This window comes from Xenorhabdus sp. KK7.4 (genome assembly GCF_963876465.1).
Classification (GTDB): domain Bacteria; phylum Pseudomonadota; class Gammaproteobacteria; order Enterobacterales; family Enterobacteriaceae; genus Xenorhabdus; species Xenorhabdus stockiae.
This window is the reverse complement of the sequence record NZ_CAWNQF010000067.1, coordinates 146,770-164,389: the sequence shown is the minus strand read 5'-3', so window position 1 is coordinate 164,389 and position 17,620 is coordinate 146,770. Positions and strand designations below refer to the sequence as shown.

Genomic DNA, 17,620 nt, shown 5'->3' with positions numbered 1-17,620 from the left:
TTCATCATCTATCCCTCTATTGTATATTTTTTGTTTTTTATGATAATCGGCATCATGTTTATGATGCCGTTTGTATTAAGATTCGTGAATATAACTCAGAGTGTGATCAATTAATCCAACTGATGTCCTTTGATTCCACTATATGTGACCGGGGTTTCTGTATTGTGAGTTTCGTTTTTCACGAAAGGAATTTTACCCGAAAAAACATCTTTCTGAGCTGCTCCGGTGAAATCTGCGATTGAGTCAGGTAAGTTAACTCCCATGTTTTTACCTCTGTCGTGACCAGTTATGGATTGGTGAGTGATTTGCTGCGTATTCATGGAGACTGTTCCTTGAGTACTGTCAACTCGGCTACCAGCCAGATAGGTTCTGCCCGCGACATTCAGATTAACCCCGTTAGCACCGTTCAGGGTTGATTGCTCACCAACGGTTTCCTGATCAAGTGTGTCGTAATTACTCTTCAGTTTTCCGTTGTAATCTTTAAAAGCAGCAGTCAGACGATCTGTCAGGTTTGGTGCTTCCGTGTTTGTTTTATCATCGTTAGTTGCAGCGATTTCCGTAGAGTTATTGTCAGCGATTGGTAATGTCGCTTTATGGCTGTTATCACCTTTGACTGTTCTGCTATAACCTAATCCGCTATCTAAACCGATATTCAGGCTATCGGTTTTATTTTTCAGACTTTCAACGTTGAGGTTGCCACCAATATTACCCGTGACCTGATCTGCGTTGATGTTGCTGCCTTTGAGTGAGGTATCCCGAGCACTGGTCAGTGTGACGTTACCACCAGAAACCTGATTGTTGTGGTAAGTCACTTTATTCAGTCGATCAACACCGAATTTAACTTCACCGCCTATATTGTATTTGTTATCGATGATGCTGTTACCGGCTTCTCCATTGCCGGCGTTACCATCGCCGCCTTCATTATTACGCACTGTGTTAGCCATACCGCCTTTGCCTTTAGCGCCAAAGTTCCAGCCATTGTTGTTGACTGCATCATGAGCTGAGGCCAGTTCAATCCTGCCACGTTGTGCCGTCAGATCGACCTGCTTGCCAGAAACGTTCGTGCCTTGCAGAGTCAGGTTATTCGCAGCATTCAGGTTTACATTCTGTCCGCCTGTAATTGTGCCGGTTTGAGCGATATTTCTATTCTGCTGGCTGGTGTTATAGCCGGCACCTGCACTGCCACTGAAGTTTTTGCCATCCGGGTTAGTTCCTACAGTCAGAGAAAGCTCTCCGTTATAACCATAACTGTTTTTTTCCTCACGGTTGGTGGCCTGTTCGAACTGAATATTTCCGCCGGAATTCACGTTTGTCTGACCATTACCACCGTTCATGGAAGTGCCCTGATAATGTGCGTTTCTGGTGACTTGAACGTTAATGCCATTCTGGGCGTTGATTTCACTGCCAACCGCGTTTCTATTATGGGTGGATTCTGCCTGATAGCTGCCACTTCCTTTACCGTTGACAGAAAGATCGCTGCCGGTGCTGGTGTAAACGCGCATACGGGCATCGCCAACCGTATTTGATGAACTGCTGCTTTGCTGGTTGTAGGCGGCTTCACTGGTATGGCTACCGGCAGTCAGGGATGCATTACCTTTATTGGCCTGATATTTCGTCCCTTGATCGTAAAGATCGCCGTTGGTGTTGATCCTAATATCGCCGGCTTTAACGGTAGTGACGACAGCGTTTGATTGATGGTTGCTGGAGTAATGACTTTTCCCGTTCATCTCCAGTTCAAGCCCGACATTCGGTAATCCGGTTTTTGCAACAGAAGTATCCAGCTTTCCGTTTGTTGCTGCTTTCGCCGTTTTTTCCATAGGGCGGGTTGTGGCGCTGTAATCGGCTGAACCGCTGATTTCACCACCAACCTGCATTTGTCTTGTGGAGTCTGATTCGGTGTTGGCTGTTGCTACATTTCGGATGCTGCCAGCATTCGCCTGATAAGTTCCCTGTACCTGATATTGAGTGCCTTGTTGTTTCAGTTCTCCCTGAGCATTTAGTTCAAGGTTGCCATTAATTCGTGCTTCTGAAACCACCACAGTAGTGCGGTTCCGGGAATGACCATTATCAGAATAACCACCTTCAACCCCACCGCCGAATTTATCCATACCACCAGTGGCAAAGACACCGCCACGCACTTTAGCCTGAGAGTTATCGGTAGCTGTTCTGTTTTCTGCTGCTGTCAGAGCAATGTTGTTACCTGCAATTCTGGCATCACCCTGCGTTGTTACCACTCTGCCACCATCAATAGTGACATTTTTACCTGAATTAATGGTAATTGTGCGGCCATTTAACTCAGCTTGCTGCTGTGTGGTGGTATGGTTTTTTTGGTTATCAAGGGTATGCTCAAAACCTGCGCCCGCACGGTATTGTTTGTCTTTTGTGTCATGAGCGTAATACTGCCAGTCAAGGTTGTTTTTCTCCTGTTGGTGTTCACTTTGTTCACCATAGGCAAGCACGTTGATATTGCCGGATGTATTGATGTTCAGCTCTCCAGCACTTTTCGCCAGACTGCCGATGACATTGATATCTTTATCACTGATTAATTTCAGGTCAGCATCAGAGATTAACTGGCTACCGGTGCTGGTTTGCTGGTTTGTTTGTTCCTGATTGGAATTTTTGGTGATGTTAAAGATGGTACCTTTTCTTTCATCCACTTTTTTATAGGTATTACTGACGGAGTTATCGATGGTTAAGTCACCGTCATTAGCTTCAACATAGGCACCCTGTCGAGCTTTTACCTTGCTGCCAGTAATGGTGACGCCATCTATTCCACTCAGCAGTAAATGCCCGTCTGCGCTGAGATCAGAAGCATGGTGTGTTTCTACTTTATCGTGGTTGTCTTTGTTGCTGCCACCGGCAAGTCCACCCCACTTACGCTTATTTTTCTCAATCACATGGTCATCAACGAGGGATTGCACAGTTACTTTTGTCTGTTGCCCCGCCGAAACAATCATGTTTTTGCCTGAATGTACTTTAGAGCCGATAATTTCAGCATTGGCACCCGCGTTGATTCCTAAATCGCCGCCTGCATTCAGTTCACTGCTGACAAGTCTTTGGGTTGTGTCGATAGTTGCCCAATCGCCGGTTTGTAATCCCATTCCATCGTTCTTTCTGTAACCCTTTTCGAGTTTTCTTTCTGATTCGACTAAACCAGCCAGTTTTACATCCTGCTTAGCAGAAACTGAAATCTGGTTGCCTGCGGTGACTTTACTGCCCAATATTTCTGCATTGCCTTCACTGGCTGTCAGGTGAACATTGTTCCGTGCATTGAGAGTATTGCCTTCATACTGATACTTTTCACTCTCATTGGTGACATCCTTCTGCCAGGATAACTGCCAGTTGTTATCGGTGTTTTGATCACGTTGGTGTAGCTGCTGACCGTTCAGTTTCAGATTAGCGCCAGTCAGTTTGATGTTATCCCCATCAATATCGGTTGCCATTATCTGATTATCTTTGCGGGCAACCAGTGTGATGTTTTTACCGGTCAATTGAGTACGGGCAATGGACTCATTAATCTGTTCCTGAGAGGTATGTGCACCGCTAAAAGTACTTTGGTGATTACCTTCTCCTGTTTTTTGTAATGATGATCGGTTGAGGTATCCCTGCGCCCGCAAGTTTTTGCCCTGTAATGTGATATCGCCGCCCTGCAAGTTTGCCGCTTCTAATTCCACATCACCGTGGGAGGCAATATAAATATCGTCACCGGCTTGCATCCTGCCCCGTAGATTGACGCCACTGCCTTCTGCGGTATTCACCAGACGGATACGCCCTGCCTGCATACTACCGAAGTAATAGCTGTCGAGCGCTCCAGCACCAGGCTGTCTTGAATCCAATATTCTGCCATCTGCGGCAATCTGGTTATTTCCGGTGGTAATATTGAGCGATTTGGGTGTGATAACTCTTCCTCTGATATCGATGCGGGGCGCGATAAGGTTCAGGACATCATTATGAGTCAGACCGGCATTTCTGATATTCAGGGCATTTTTATTGTTGAAGTTATTGAACCCTTGCAGAATGCCATTCTCAACCAACGGATTGCCGACCACCAGAGAAGCCTGATTGGTGTTGATAAAGCCGCAGCCGTTACAGGTAATACCGTTGGGGTTTGCCAGTATATAGTCGGCAGCCATGCCGAAAACTTCCTGTTTGCCGAGTAAGAGTGAAGGGTTACGGCTGATCACTTCATTCAGAATGACGCTGGCGGCCTGTCCGTTCAAATTACTGTTAGCCGATAATTGTCCGGCTAATTCTGACTGTCCATTAGCCAGTGAGTTATTTAACACCGCCCCCATTTGGTTGACGTTAAAATCCTGATACTGGTTATGTGATAGCCCTGATTCGGAAGGCGCCACGATATTGATTACCGTGGCGCCTGTTTCAGCAATGCTGACGTCCGGCCGATGAGCTGCATCACCACCGGGAGTGATGCCACTGGCAAAGCTGGTTGAACAGGTAGCCAGAATTATCGCCATTGATGCCGCAAGTTTTCCCGTAGGAGATAATCTGAATATTTTTCTTTTCATACTATTACCTCTATTTACTTTCTGTCATGTGAATGTGCAGCATCCCGGGGAGAAGTTCTCCCTGATTGGCTGCGGTTAAAAATAGTTATTATTCAGGTGGTTAAAATAAATAAGAAAAGCGGGTTAATAGCTGTATAGGCTCACTTTTATCCCTGTCCTGATGAGATAATGTTTTGCCACGGCTCACCTCAATATCCGCCAGAAAGTGTTGATGGCGTAAGGCCGCTCCGACACTGACCCCTGCGTTGCTGCTCCACGATGCTTCCTGCCGGTTATGGCTTTTAACCTGGCCGACATCGGCTCCGACACGCAAAGTCAGTGAACTTTCAGGCAACGGTATTGCGTAAGATAAGGTGTTTCTCAGATACCAGCCGTTATCAGCGGAGAGAGTATTTTTGCTGAACCCGCGTACCGCATTGCGATCGGTAATATTGAGCCACTCAACGCCCGGGAGTCCATTTGGGCTGTATTGGGTATAAAACTGGCTGCTAAGGCGGTATGGCACAGTAAACAGTTTGAAATTCTGGTGTAAATTGACAGACAGCTTTCCTTTGGTGAATCGCTCATTCAGGTTATGAGTGGCTGTCTGGGCACCGAGCCACGGTGTTCCCTGCTCAATGCCGGTGTCAAAAGTGATAAGTCCATTTGGAATAATTTGTAAGTGGCTTATTCCCAGTGATAGCACCGCTAGTTTCTGACTACTGACGTTGAATTTGGATTCATTGAAATAGGTGTTGGAATCCTTGTAAACGAATTGAGTGTTGAGCGTCGAAATCTGTGACTGACTGCGGTGAAAGAGCCAGTCTATGCGCATACCGGATTGCTGAGAGTTTCCGCTCAGTTTGAATGAGTTGCGTTGCAACTTTAGCTGATTTTTATATTGGGAATAGCTGGTAAAACCGCTGAAAGTGACAGCACCATAAGGCAGCGAATAGAACAATGTCGCCGCCCGATTATATTGGGTGCTGGGTTTATCAATGGTGCTGACTCCATTGACGCTGACAAAATCTGATAGCCCGAGTGGACTGTCAAAGCTGGCATTCAGTCTGCTGATCCATTTACCTGTACTTTTTTGCCCGTAGTTATCCGTTATTGCAGAGAGATGCCACGGTGTGGAATGCCGGTTATGCAGCCTGACGATAGAGCCGCCGCTTACTGTGCCGGGCAGAATATCGAGTGTTGTTTTATTCGATTGCAGACGATTTGACTGATCCAGCCCTTGATCCAGCTGATTCAGGTTGAGTGGCTGATTAATAAGCCCGGGGAATAACATCCGGCTATTAACCCAGCGGTCACCACCTTCGATGGCTTCGACGAAACCTTCAATGACACTGAGCCCTAACTCCCTATTATAACTAGGGGGAATGAATTGCACCCGGGCAGTAATGTAGCCTTTGGCGATATACAGATTAGTGATTTCTGCTGTCAGTCTATTAATGTCATTGCTGGTAATACACTGTTCCGGCAGCGCACTGAGTGTATCCAGTTCCGCCAGAGAAAGCAGGGTAATGCCCTGAAGATACACTCCGCTGATATCCAGACATGCGGGGGCTTCAGTTAGCACTGGGGAAACTGTTTCGGGTGAAAGGGTATCAGAGCGTTCGATAAATCCCCGGTAGCGACGCTGTTCAATGAGCTGATCTATTTCCCGTGAACTATCCTGTAAGGTTCTTCTGGCTTCGTCTATAGATAATACAGCATCAGGTGCTTCTGGCAGTGCGCTGGCCTGAAGGGATACAGATAATAAAATAAAAACTGCCGTCCTTTTGAACATCGTAGCACCCAAATGGCTATGGTTGAGTTGCGCATACCTTTCGTCTTTCTGGTTATTTCTGAAAAACCCTTAGGTATATATAGTTATTCTGGTTTACTAATTAATCATTAAAGCATATAAATTATTTTATTTTGCTCTGATTACTGGTTGTCGTTCGTTCCATTTGATTATTTATAGTTATATATTTAACTTAATTATTTACCATAACCCATTTTGGTTATGTTTTGTTGGGTGGTTTGGAATTAACTCAAATTAGTGGTGAGAATTAACTAAAATTTCAAATAATTAATGAGGGGGATATAGACTGTTTTTTATAAAGATAGGTTCGACAGAAAGTGACATTGGTTATTAATAAGTCATGCAATTATTAATTTATATATTTTTATTTATTATAAAAACAATCACTATTTAAAAATCTTTCTTGCAGAAAAAAGCAAAAAATAAAATATAAATGAGAAAAAGGAGATTTAAATCAAATTAACAGGAGGGGGTTCATTTGGGGAATATAATTCAGCCAATGGATAATACCCATTGGCTGAATATTTATTACTTAAAACTTATTATCTAAAATCTGATAAATAAGATCTTAAGCAACAATTGGCGCACGCCAGTCGTCAGCACCAGAAGTACCAGCAGTAGTGTGTTCCCACTCGATTTTACGGTAAGCCAGAGAAACACGAACCAACTGAGTGAATTCAGCTTTTGCTGGATCCTGGCAGTGTGGCATTTTGCAGTCGATGTCAACGATAGTTGCGTCTACCAGTTTAGTAGAGAAGAAGTGCTCTTGTTTGCCTTCGATAGAAGTACGGTACCACTTCAGTTCTACTGTAGGTAACATTTCACCGGAAGCCAGTGCGTTGTACATCAGTGGAACGGCTTTGTTCAGTGCAACAGTGAAGCGGAATGGCTTATGTGCACGTTGACCAGAAGGCTGGCCTGACTGTGGGTCAGTCGGAACAGTAACGATGTGGTCAAATTCCTGAACCAGCATTTCGTCTTCATGGCCCTGAACAAAGATATTACCTACTGACTCAGCGGTAAATGCGCCAGCAGTAATGTGACCCTGAGTTTTTCCATTGATGGAAATATAACATGGAGTTGGCATATGAATATCCTATAAAAATTTACCAATATAAGTGTAAGTGCTCATTCCTTGCGTGATTATTCCATTCACTAAATGATGCCCACTAAATGAAATAAAATTAGCGATGCCGAACACTCGGAGCGAATAATAAGGCCGAATTTCTCTGATGCAAAGTTATTTATAAATTGCAAGACGAGCTTAAATTCAATGACAAATAAAAATTTTATAATCATTGCTGTTATGAGATTTATGGCTGATTTTTTATAAACGGTAAGCTTATATTCCTGTGTGAAATTTAATCTCCAAGTTTTCGCTTTTTATAATAGATTGATAAATAATGATTTTTTATTTTTAAATTATTTATTTTTCATGATCATTAATAAAGTGTGACGGGTGTCAAAAAAATGAATTCAGAAAGGGTTTTTATGGGGGATAATTAATCGGAATGAAATAAAAAATGAACTTTATGATAATCTAAGGTCACTAATTTGGTGATTATATTTTATTCATAACATACGAAAAATATTTCTTTTTATACAATTGATAGGTAATCGGTCTATATACACCTATAAAGAGTAAAACCAAACTTTTATCTATTTAGTAAGAGAAAAATAATTATAAATTTTCAAGAACTACAATAAAAGTATTAAAAGCCAGAATAGAGGGTGTTATCAATTAGTGTTTTGGCTTTACATCAAAAAAATAAAGTGTCAAACTCACTATTGACGATTTTTTATATCGATGTTATTTCCACGACTGGTTAGAGTCTTTCTTATATTTATCTATATGGTGATATATAAAAGTCTACTTATGTCTGCAAATACAGTTGTTTTCCTATGCCTATTTTTTAGGAAGCTCTGCTGTATTTGTTATATGGATAACATTGTAATTATTATCTTACCAATAATGGGTTGTTAGACAGTTCATGGTTGTATTAGCCAAAGGGTTGAAATATGAGTAAAAATAGTCCTGGTAGCGTAGCTCCTAAAGAAAGAATTAATATTAAATATGTTCCAAATACCGGTGATCAGACAGCAGAAGTTGAATTACCACTGAATCTTCTGGTTGTAGGTGACCTGAAAGGCAAAACAGAAGATACGCCAATTGAAGAAAGACCAACAGTTTCTGTTAATAAAAATAACTTCAATGCCGTAATGAATGAGGCGAATATCAACCTGACTTTTAACGTCCCTAATCGCCTCGATGAAAAAAGTGAAGAAGATTTACCAGTTAATCTGGAAATAAAATCCCTAAGTGATTTCTCACCGGATAATATCGCCAAGAAAGTACCAGAGCTGAATAAACTTCTGGAACTACGTGAAGCATTAGTTGCATTAAAAGGCCCTCTGGGAAATATCCCCGCATTTCGCGCTCGCCTGCAGTCACTGCTGGATGATGAATCCGTTCGTGAACAACTCCTGAAAGAACTTGAAATCATCAATAAAAAATAACTCGTTAAAGGAATTCTAAATGGCTCAGCACGAAGAAAACAGCACAGCACTTGCTTCTGGCGCAACCACTTCTCTGCTTGATGAAATTATGTCTCAAGCGAGAATGACTCCTGAAAATGACGGCTACTACATTGCAAAACAGGGTGTTGCCGCTTTTATCGGCAGCATTCTGGATACAGGTTCTAACGAAGAACCTATCAATAAGCTCCTCGTTGATAAAATGATTGTCGAGCTTGATAAAAAGCTGAGTGAGCAGATGGATGAAATCATGCACGCTAAGCAATTTCAGGAGCTGGAATCTTCCTGGCGCTCACTGAAAATGCTGGTTGATCGCACTGATTTCCGTGAAAACATCAAAATCAACATCATCCATGCGACTAAAGACGAATTGCTGGAAGACTTCGAGTTCTCTCCAGAAATTATTCAGTCCGGTTTCTATAAGCATGTTTACTCTACAGGTTACGGCCAGTTCGGTGGTGAGCCTGTTGCTGCTGTCATCGGTAACTACGCTTTCAACAACACTACGCCTGATATCAAACTGATGCAGTATGTCAGCTCAGTGGGAGCAATGGCTCACTCTCCATTCCTCTCCTCTGTTTCACCTGAATTCTTCGGTGTGAACCAGTTTACTGATCTGCCAGCTATCAAAGATCTGAAATCTGTCTTCGAAGGCCCTTCACACACCAAATGGCGTGCACTGCGTGAATCTGAAGATTCCCGTTATCTGGGTCTGACTGCACCTCGTTTCCTGCTGCGTCTGCCATATTCCTCCGTTGAAAACCCAATCAAAAACTTCAACTATCAGGAAAATGTCAGCCGTGACCACGAGCACTATCTGTGGGGTAACACCGCTTATCTGCTGGCAAGCTGCCTGACAGACAGCTTCGCTAAATACCGCTGGTGCCCGAATATCATCGGTCCACAAAGTGGTGGTGCGGTGAATGATCTGCCGGTTCATCTGTATGAAGCGATGGGTCAGGTACAGGCGAAGATCCCAACAGAAGTTCTGATCACTGACCGCCGTGAATTTGAACTGGCAGAAGAAGGCTTTATCACCCTGACCATGCGTAAGGGCAGCGATAACGCAGCATTCTTCTCTGCAAACTCTGTGCAGAAACCAAAAGTGTTCCCGAACACCCGTGAAGGCAACATTGCGGAAACTAACTACAAGCTGGGTACTCAGCTGCCATACATGTTCATCATCAACCGTCTGGCTCACTACATCAAAGTGTTGCAGCGTGAGCAGATCGGCTCTTGGAAAGAGCGTCAGGATCTGGAACGTGAACTGAACATGTGGCTGAAACAGTACATTGCTGATCAGGAAAACCCACCAACTGACGTTCGTAGCCGTCGCCCACTGCGTGCTGCTGAAATCAAGGTTCTGGACGTTGAAGGCGATCCAGGCTGGTATCAGGTTGCGATGCAGGTTCGCCCACACTTCAAATACATGGGTGCGAGTTTCGAACTGTCGCTGGTCGGACGTTTGGATAAGGAATAATCATGGCTGCGCTGTACAGTTGGAACAGAGGCAGCTCTGCCAGTCTGTTCGAGCGCATTCAAGGGAAGAGCTCCGGCTCTTCCCGTCAGTCAAGGATGCGTGCTCTGCTTGATTCTATAAAGAAACATTTGAATGAAGTGCTTAATTCGCGCCCTGGTGCCTGCCAGAGTGCCATTGAACTGGGTGTCATTGACCTTAATGACGCAACTGCAACCTCAGTGGATTTCAAGCAAAGTATCGAATGGGCGATAGAAGAGTGCATCAGAAATTATGAGCCCAGAATATCAGCGGTGTCAGTCAGCGCCATCAATGATGAGTCAGATCCGTTGTTATTGAGCTTTCATATCAGTGCGGAAGTTTCCCTGGATGATATCAACGATGTTGTGGAATTCAGCATCCAGTTGGACAACAACCGGCGCTATTGCCTGGAGCGAACTCAATAAATGTCATTTGAAAAATATTTCAGAGATGAGCTGAACTATTTGCGACAACTGGGGAAAGAAGCCGCAGTTGAGCGTCCTCATCTTGCCGCTTTTCTGTCTGAACAAGGCTCAGATCCTGACGTTGAGCGTTTGCTTGAAGGTTTTGCATTCCTGACAGGCAATCTGCGGGCAAAAATTGATGATCAGTTCCCTGAACTGACTCATGGCCTGCTTAATATGCTTTGGCCTAATTATCTGCGTCCGACTCCCAGCATGACCATCATCGAATATACCCCTGATGAGAGTGTGGTGACAAAAGCGACACAGGTTAAACGTGGCACACAGATTATGAGTAATGCGCTGGCAGCTCATGATGATATTTACTCGAATGAAAAGCAGTCGAATGGCAAAAGGGATGATCACAGCCGCTGTACTTTCACCTTATGCCGTGATGTCTGGCTTTTCCCACTTTCTATTCAGGATATTTCCGTTAATAACAGTAATGAGCAGGGGATCATTGGCCTGAACTTTGCCTCAAAAACGGAACTGAATCTCCATGAACTGGAACTGGATAAATTACGCTTTTACCTCAGTGGTGATGACTATACCACTTCGCAACTCTATTTCTGGCTCTGTTACTACTTCAGAAAAGCGGAACTGGTGATCGGTGATAAGGTGATCCCTTTGCCGGATTTTGACTTTGTACCGGTTGGGTTTGAGCGGGAAGATGCACTGCTGCCTTACCCTAAAAATGCTTACATGGGTTATCGCATTTTGCAGGAATATTTCTGTTTTGCGGAAAGCTTCCTGTTTTTTGACGTGAAGGGTTTGCCGGAACTGCCTGAAGATCTCAAGACAAAAGATTTCAAACTGAATTTACATTTTTCTCAGGCACTGCCACCCGAAGCTAAGATCCGCCATGACACTTTCCGTTTGCACTGTACACCGGCGATTAATTTGTTCCCGATGGACAGCGAAGCGATTGAACTTAATGGTAGCCAGACGGAATACCCGCTGAAGGCCAGTTATAGCTTCCCGGATAACTACGATATTTTCTCTATCGACGGCGTAGAAAGCTGGCTGACGGGAGAGAATGGTGAGCGCAGCCGGGCACGTGTCGGTGAGCGGGTTTATACCCCGTTTGAAAGTTTCAATCACCAGATTGATAACGAAGATGAACGCTCAATGCGTTACTACCGTCTGCGGGTGAAAGAGTCACCTTTCCGCAGAGGGCTGGAACATTTCATCTCATTTGTCCGTGGTGATGAATCTGATCTGCTGCGGCTCAGACTGAAAGAGAATGTTTCCGTCAGCCTGACGTGTACCAACCGTGAATTGCCGCTGGAACTCCGTGTCGGAGACATTAATTACCCGTCTATCGGCAGCCCGTCATTTGCGACATTCCGCAATATCACACGCCCGTCCGTGCCGCTTTACCCGTTGTTGGACGGCGGACTGCACTGGTCGCTGTTGTCGAACATGTCGCTGAACTACATGTCACTGCTGGATAGAGATGCACTGAAACAGGTGCTGCGTACTTACGATTTCCCGAGTATTCACAACCGACAGTCTAAACGATCATCACAGAAACGGCTTGATGCTATTGAAAAAATCGAGACAGAGCCGACGGATCGTCTGTTCCGGGGCCAGCCGGTACGTGGTTTGCGCTCTACTTTGTATATCCGGCAGCAGGCATTCAGCTCAGAAGGTGAGCTTTATTTGTTCAGTACGATTTTGTCACGGTTTTTCTCACTGTATGCCAGCGTCAACGCTTTTCATATGTTGAAGGTAATCAATCTAGATAATCAGGAATGTTATGAATGGCCGGTACAGATAGGTCAACACTCGTTGATGTAATCACAGCGCAGAGTCCTGCCAAAGCGCTGGAATTGGACATCTCGCGCTACAACTTTTACCAGTTGGTTGAGCTGCTCAATCAGCTGGCGGTAGCGTGGGAAAAAACCGGAGAGACGGATCGGCCTGAACGTGAATCTGTCCGCTTCAAATCCAGCGCTAGTCTGGCATTTCCTACCCGTGATGTGGTTTCACTGACGCAGTCCAAACAGGGGTATTTTGAGCTGGAAGTCTCTTTTATGGGGCTACATGGCAGCCAGTCCCCGATGCCGGGTTATTACCTGGATTCACTGGCATGGGAAGACGCTCAGGGTGAAAACCGGCTGACGGATTTTCTCAACCTGTTTAACCATCGTTTAATCACGCTCCTGCACCAGATTTGGCGGAAGTACCGCTATTACATCTGCTTTAAGAAAGGCGGGGAAGACGGTTTTTCCCAGCGCATGTTCTCGCTGGTGGGGTTAGGCAGTGACGTTAACCGTCGGATGCTGAATATCAATCACAGCAAAATGCTGGCCTATGCCGGGTTGCTGGCAAGTCCCGGCCGCTCACCGGAAGTGATATGCAGCCTGGTTTCCCACTGTTTTGACTTACAGGATGTCACCCTGCACGGCTGGCAGTTCAGAAAAGTCACGATCCCGGTTGATCAACAAAATCGTCTGGGTGGCACCAATAAGGGGCAAACGATTGGTGATACCGAGCTGTCAGTATTAGGACAAAACTTCACCATCGGTTCATGGATCGGGGACTACAGCGGGAAATTCCTGCTCAGTATCAACAATCTGCCCCGTGATCGGTTCCTGTCATTCCTGCCGGACGGAAAAAACTATCTCCCGTTAGTCATGTTCATTTCCTTCGTCATGCGTAGTCAGTTTGCGTGGGAGCTGCGTCTCGGGCTGGCGGAAAATCAGGTTGGCGGCATGGTTCTGGGGGCACAACAGCATAACCATCTGGGATGGACCAGTTTTCTCGGTGAGCCGGAAAAGAAACCCTCTGTCACAATTTCAGTTATGGAATAACGACTATGGAAAAACATCAACCAACCCTTTCATTGCGGGTTATCAACAGTGAGCAACTGGAGAGTGGCCGAGCCGCCAGCTGCCAGTTTTCGCCACAGGGCGGTACGGTCGGCAGCAGTGAAAGTCACCTGTGGTCTGTTCAGGACAGTCAGGGCAATATCCACCCGTCACAATTCTCTATTCAGTGGCGTGATGGTGCATTCTGCCTGCAAGTGCTGTCTGATGCCGTGCAGATCAATAATGCCACATTAACACCGCAGTCCAGCCTGATCCGTTTACAGCAGGGCGATCAGATTAAAGTCGGCAAGTTGTCGATCAAGATCCACATCAGCTTCTCTGAGTCAGATCGGGTCGATCCTTCGACGGTATCACCTGAATCGCTGGTTTCCAGTTACAGCAACCCGCTGGATGCCATGATGGAAGGTGTGTCGCTGCAAAAGTCTGCATTTGCCAAAGATGACAGCGTTGCTCCGACGGTGATGCACCGTTTCAGCGATGACCCTCTCCGGGTACTGGACAGTGAAAGCCTGACCACATTGAAACAGCAGGTTGACGCTGATGATACCGAGCAGCTTCTGCCTCCGGATCATTATCAATCCCCTCCATTTGCTAACCCTATTTCTGATAACCGAGGCAGTGTTATGGATCAGGAGTTCCTTGATTTACCGGATATCGTTTCCGAGCAGCACTATGAAGATATGGATGTTGACCATGTCGCGATTACGCCTTTGATGCGCGGGCTGGATACGCAGTTGCCTCTGCACGACACGCAGCAGGCCAACGATTTCTTGCAGGAAATGGGTAAAACCATGAAAGCGGCAATCGAAGGATTACTGGCTCTCCAGCGTGAACAGCACGGGCTGCGTGATAAGCAACTTCGTCCGATCGAAGACAACCCACTGCGCCTGAATATGGATTACGACACCACGATGCAGGTGATGTTCTCCGAGCAGAAAAGCCCGGTTCACCTGTCAGCTCCCGCTGCTGTCGCAGAAAGCCTGCATAACCTGCAACTGCATTATCAGGCCAACCGGGAAGCGATCTCTGCGGCGCTGGATACCATGCTGGAAGCCTTTTCTCCTGAGCAGTTGCTCCGCCGGTTTTCACACTATCGCCGCAGCAGTGACGCCAGAAACAAAGATGCTTCATGGGCGTGGGAAATGTATACCAACTACTACCGTGAATTAGCTTCCAGCCGCCAGCAGGGGTTTGAAAAGCTCTTCCGTGAGGTGTACGAGCAGGCTTATGACCGCGCATTGCGTCAGGGCTTAGAGGACGCCAGTGATGAAACGTTCCGGTAGTCAGCGCATATGGTCGGTAGGGATTTTATTACTGTCAGCGATGTTACTGAACGGCTGTAGCAGTGCATGGAACGCAACCAAAAAAGTCGGTCAGGTCATCTGGGATCCTTCCACGCCGGTAGGAAGGCCGAGTGATCAGGCTTCTGTTGCCAATATCACGTTACTGGCTGAACCCAACATTAACCCCAATGAAAGTGGTGAACCGGCACCTGTTGAGATGAATCTGGTTTATCTCAGTGAGGATTCACGTTTTCTGGCTGCCGATTATGACCAGCTTGAAAGTGACAAACTCGAAAAGGCGCTGGGGAAAAACTACATCGATCATCAGGATTACACCCTGCTGCCGGGGCAATACAAGCCGCTGGAAGTGATCACATTAGAAAAGAAAAACCGTTATATCGGTGTCATCGTCCACTATGCAGATGTCAATCAGTCTGAATGGAAAAAGATCATCCGGGTAAAAGACATGGGACGCCATTACAACATCTTGGTGCATGTCAGAAATAACGACGTCGAACTTAGAAAAGAGGAGGAGGAGTAATCATGCCAGGAAAGAATCGGGTGATTTGGCACGAAGGATTATTCATCAAGCCACAGCATTTCCAACAACAACAAAAACATAATGATTATCTGGCCCACAGCCTCGTCTCTGTACTGACAGCATACGGTCATGGTTTCAGCTCCATGAGCATCAATGATGATTTGCTCAAGCTGGGGCGCATCGGTATTACCGAAGCCAGCGGTATTATGCCGGACGGCACAATATTCGCAGCACCCAGTCAGGATCTGTTGCCAAAACCGCTGGATATCGAAAACATCAATGACCTGAAAAGTAAGGATATCTATCTGGCATTACCCATGTCGAGCGACACCATTCGTGAAGTGGCTGATCGGGATGCTGAAACCCAGAGCGCAGTGCGTTATCGCGAGCTGCCGGGTGATGTCCGTGACTTACATACCAAAGGCGGTGACTCTTCCATCCTGAATCTTGCTCAGCTGACACCAGTCTTGATGCAGGGCTCTGAGGATATGAGTGCTTACACCGCGATTCCGCTGTGCCGCATTAAAGAAAAACAGAAAGATGGCACTATCGTGCTGGATAATGAATTTATCCCGACCTGCCTGTCCATTTTCGTTGCTGACAAACTCAAGCGCTTCATGGTGGAAATCGATGGTCTGCTGACAGAGCGCTCAAGAACATTAGCGAAGCGTATCGGTTCGCCGGGCCAGCAGGGGATTGCAGATGTGGCTGAGTTTATGATGCTCCAGCTGTTGAACCGCGTTCAGCCGCTGTACAACCATTATGCTAAGCAAAGCGTTCTGCATCCGCTGCATCTGTACACCCAGCTGATCCAGACCTGCGGTGAGCTGAGAACCTTTACCGATGCGAGCCGTCTGCCGGGCAATATTCTGGCCTATGACCACAATAACCTGACCGATACCTTTCAGGATGCCATGCATGCCATCCGTGATGCACTGAACGTTGTTCTGACACCGCGCGCAACATCGATTGCCCTGAAACAGAACGAAGGTGGAATTCGCGTTGCCACGCTGCACGATAACGACCTGCTGCGCAAAGCTGAATTTGTTCTGGCGATCAGCGCCAGCACTCCGCAGGAACAGCTGCGTCGTCAGTTCGTCCAGCAGACCAAAGTCACCTCAATGGAGCGTATCCGCGATCTGGTCAGCGTCCAGTTGCCGGGTGTACCACTGATTGCACTGTCCGCAGCTCCTCGTCAGTTGCCATATCACTCCGGATATACCTACTTCCGTCTGGATCAGAAGAGCCCGGCATGGAAAGAGATCCAACAGGGTAACTCCATTGCATTCCACGTCTCAGGGGATTTCCCTGACCTGGATATGCAGCTCTGGGCTATCAGGGGCGGTAAGGACTAGTTATGAGGATTAGGCATGAGTGATATCAATGTTGACAGTCCGTCACTGGAAAAATTTGAAAAACAGGCTGAAACACTGAAAACGTTTCAGCGCCAGTACCAGCTCCCGTTGCGTGGTGAAAGCCTCAACCCGATGATCGATGCCGCCACCCCTTTACTGGGGATGGTTTTGCGTTTGCAGGACATGAGTGATCAGGCGCTGCCAGATAAGCTTTACCAACAGGTTGTTACTGACATTCGTGCTATTGAGCAGCTTCTGCAAACCAAGGGCTATGAACCCGGTGCGATTGTTTCATTCCGTTACGTACTGTGCACCTTCATTGATGAAACCGCATTGGGGCACGGCTGGAATAGCCAGAATGGCTGGTTGAAGCAATCACTGTTGGTGCACTTCCACAATGAAACATGGGGGGGAGAAAAAGTCTTTGTATTGCTTGAACGCCTGATGGGAGAGGCTCAGCGCTACCAGCATCTGCTGGAGTTTATTTACCTCTGCCTCTGTCTTGGCTACCGCGGGCGTTACAAAGTCAGCACCCAGAAAAGTGATGACTTTGATCGCCTGTTCCGCCGCTTGCAGCAACAGCTTCACTCATTGCGTGGAGATGCTCCGCCGACCACGCTGTATGTCAACGTCAACGAGCGCGATGCAAGTTATCGCCTGATCCGGCGTTGGAAGATCAAACATCTGTTTGCGATAGGCATAGGTCTGCTGATTGCTATTTATAGTTTTTATGCCATACGCCTCGGTGATCAGACCCAGTACATATTAGAGCAGCTAAATAAATTATTAAGATAG

12 protein-coding genes are annotated in these 17,620 nt (G+C 46.2%); 9 read left to right on the top strand and 3 right to left on the bottom strand.

Features of this window, described 5'->3' with window-relative positions; genetic code table 11:
• Positions 1 to 110: 110 nt before the first annotated feature.
• The 3 genes from AACS90_RS08695 to AACS90_RS08685 all read right to left on the bottom strand — a co-directional run bounded on the left by AACS90_RS08695 (position 111) and on the right by AACS90_RS08685 (position 7,405).
• Positions 111 to 4,526: a hemagglutinin repeat-containing protein gene (locus AACS90_RS08695; protein WP_099120312.1), complete on the bottom strand. Its 4,416-nt coding sequence runs from the start codon at positions 4,524 to 4,526 to the stop codon at positions 111 to 113.
• A 100-nt stretch (positions 4,527 to 4,626) separates the two neighbouring features.
• Entirely contained in the window at positions 4,627 to 6,300 is a 1,674-nt protein-coding gene (locus AACS90_RS08690; protein WP_099120311.1) for a ShlB/FhaC/HecB family hemolysin secretion/activation protein, read from the bottom strand.
• Between the two features lie 586 nt (positions 6,301 to 6,886).
• Positions 6,887 to 7,405, bottom strand: coding sequence for an Hcp family type VI secretion system effector (locus tag AACS90_RS08685; RefSeq protein ID WP_086954674.1), 519 nt, complete (start codon positions 7,403 to 7,405; stop codon positions 6,887 to 6,889).
• Positions 7,406 to 8,337: 932 nt separating this feature from the next.
• Between AACS90_RS08685 and tssB the strand changes: the two genes are divergently transcribed.
• The 9 genes from tssB to icmH are packed head-to-tail and all read left to right on the top strand — an operon-like array spanning position 8,338 to position 17,620.
• Complete coding sequence (tssB, locus tag AACS90_RS08680; RefSeq protein WP_099120310.1) at positions 8,338 to 8,835, top strand: type VI secretion system contractile sheath small subunit; 498 nt, start codon at positions 8,338 to 8,340, stop codon at positions 8,833 to 8,835.
• A gap of 19 nt (positions 8,836 to 8,854) precedes the next feature.
• Complete coding sequence (tssC, locus tag AACS90_RS08675) at positions 8,855 to 10,333, top strand: type VI secretion system contractile sheath large subunit (protein WP_099109471.1); 1,479 nt, start codon at positions 8,855 to 8,857, stop codon at positions 10,331 to 10,333.
• A gap of 2 nt (positions 10,334 to 10,335) precedes the next feature.
• Entirely contained in the window at positions 10,336 to 10,776 is a 441-nt protein-coding gene (tssE, locus tag AACS90_RS08670) for a type VI secretion system baseplate subunit TssE (RefSeq protein WP_099109470.1), read from the top strand.
• On the top strand, positions 10,777 to 12,612 hold the full coding sequence (gene tssF / locus AACS90_RS08665; RefSeq protein ID WP_099120309.1) for a type VI secretion system baseplate subunit TssF: 1,836 nt from the start codon (positions 10,777 to 10,779) through the stop codon (positions 12,610 to 12,612). It begins immediately after the preceding gene.
• The gene (gene tssG, locus AACS90_RS08660) at positions 12,576 to 13,628 is read left to right on the top strand and encodes a type VI secretion system baseplate subunit TssG (protein ID WP_099120308.1); all 1,053 of its coding nucleotides are present in this window, start codon (positions 12,576 to 12,578) and stop codon (positions 13,626 to 13,628) included. The genes tssF and tssG overlap by 37 nt, the downstream gene beginning before the upstream one ends.
• Positions 13,629 to 13,633: 5 nt before the next feature.
• Complete coding sequence (gene tagH, locus AACS90_RS08655) at positions 13,634 to 14,929, top strand: type VI secretion system-associated FHA domain protein TagH (RefSeq protein WP_099120307.1); 1,296 nt, start codon at positions 13,634 to 13,636, stop codon at positions 14,927 to 14,929.
• Entirely contained in the window at positions 14,913 to 15,470 is a 558-nt protein-coding gene (tssJ, locus tag AACS90_RS08650; RefSeq protein WP_099109466.1) for a type VI secretion system lipoprotein TssJ, read from the top strand. Before tagH ends, tssJ begins: the two co-directional genes overlap by 17 nt.
• Before the next feature lie 2 nt (positions 15,471 to 15,472).
• Positions 15,473 to 16,825 (top strand): type VI secretion system baseplate subunit TssK, encoded by a 1,353-nt coding sequence (tssK, locus tag AACS90_RS08645; RefSeq protein ID WP_099120306.1) that lies wholly within the window; start codon positions 15,473 to 15,475, stop codon positions 16,823 to 16,825.
• A gap of 15 nt (positions 16,826 to 16,840) precedes the next feature.
• Entirely contained in the window at positions 16,841 to 17,620 is a 780-nt protein-coding gene (gene icmH / locus AACS90_RS08640) for a type IVB secretion system protein IcmH/DotU (RefSeq protein ID WP_099120305.1), read from the top strand.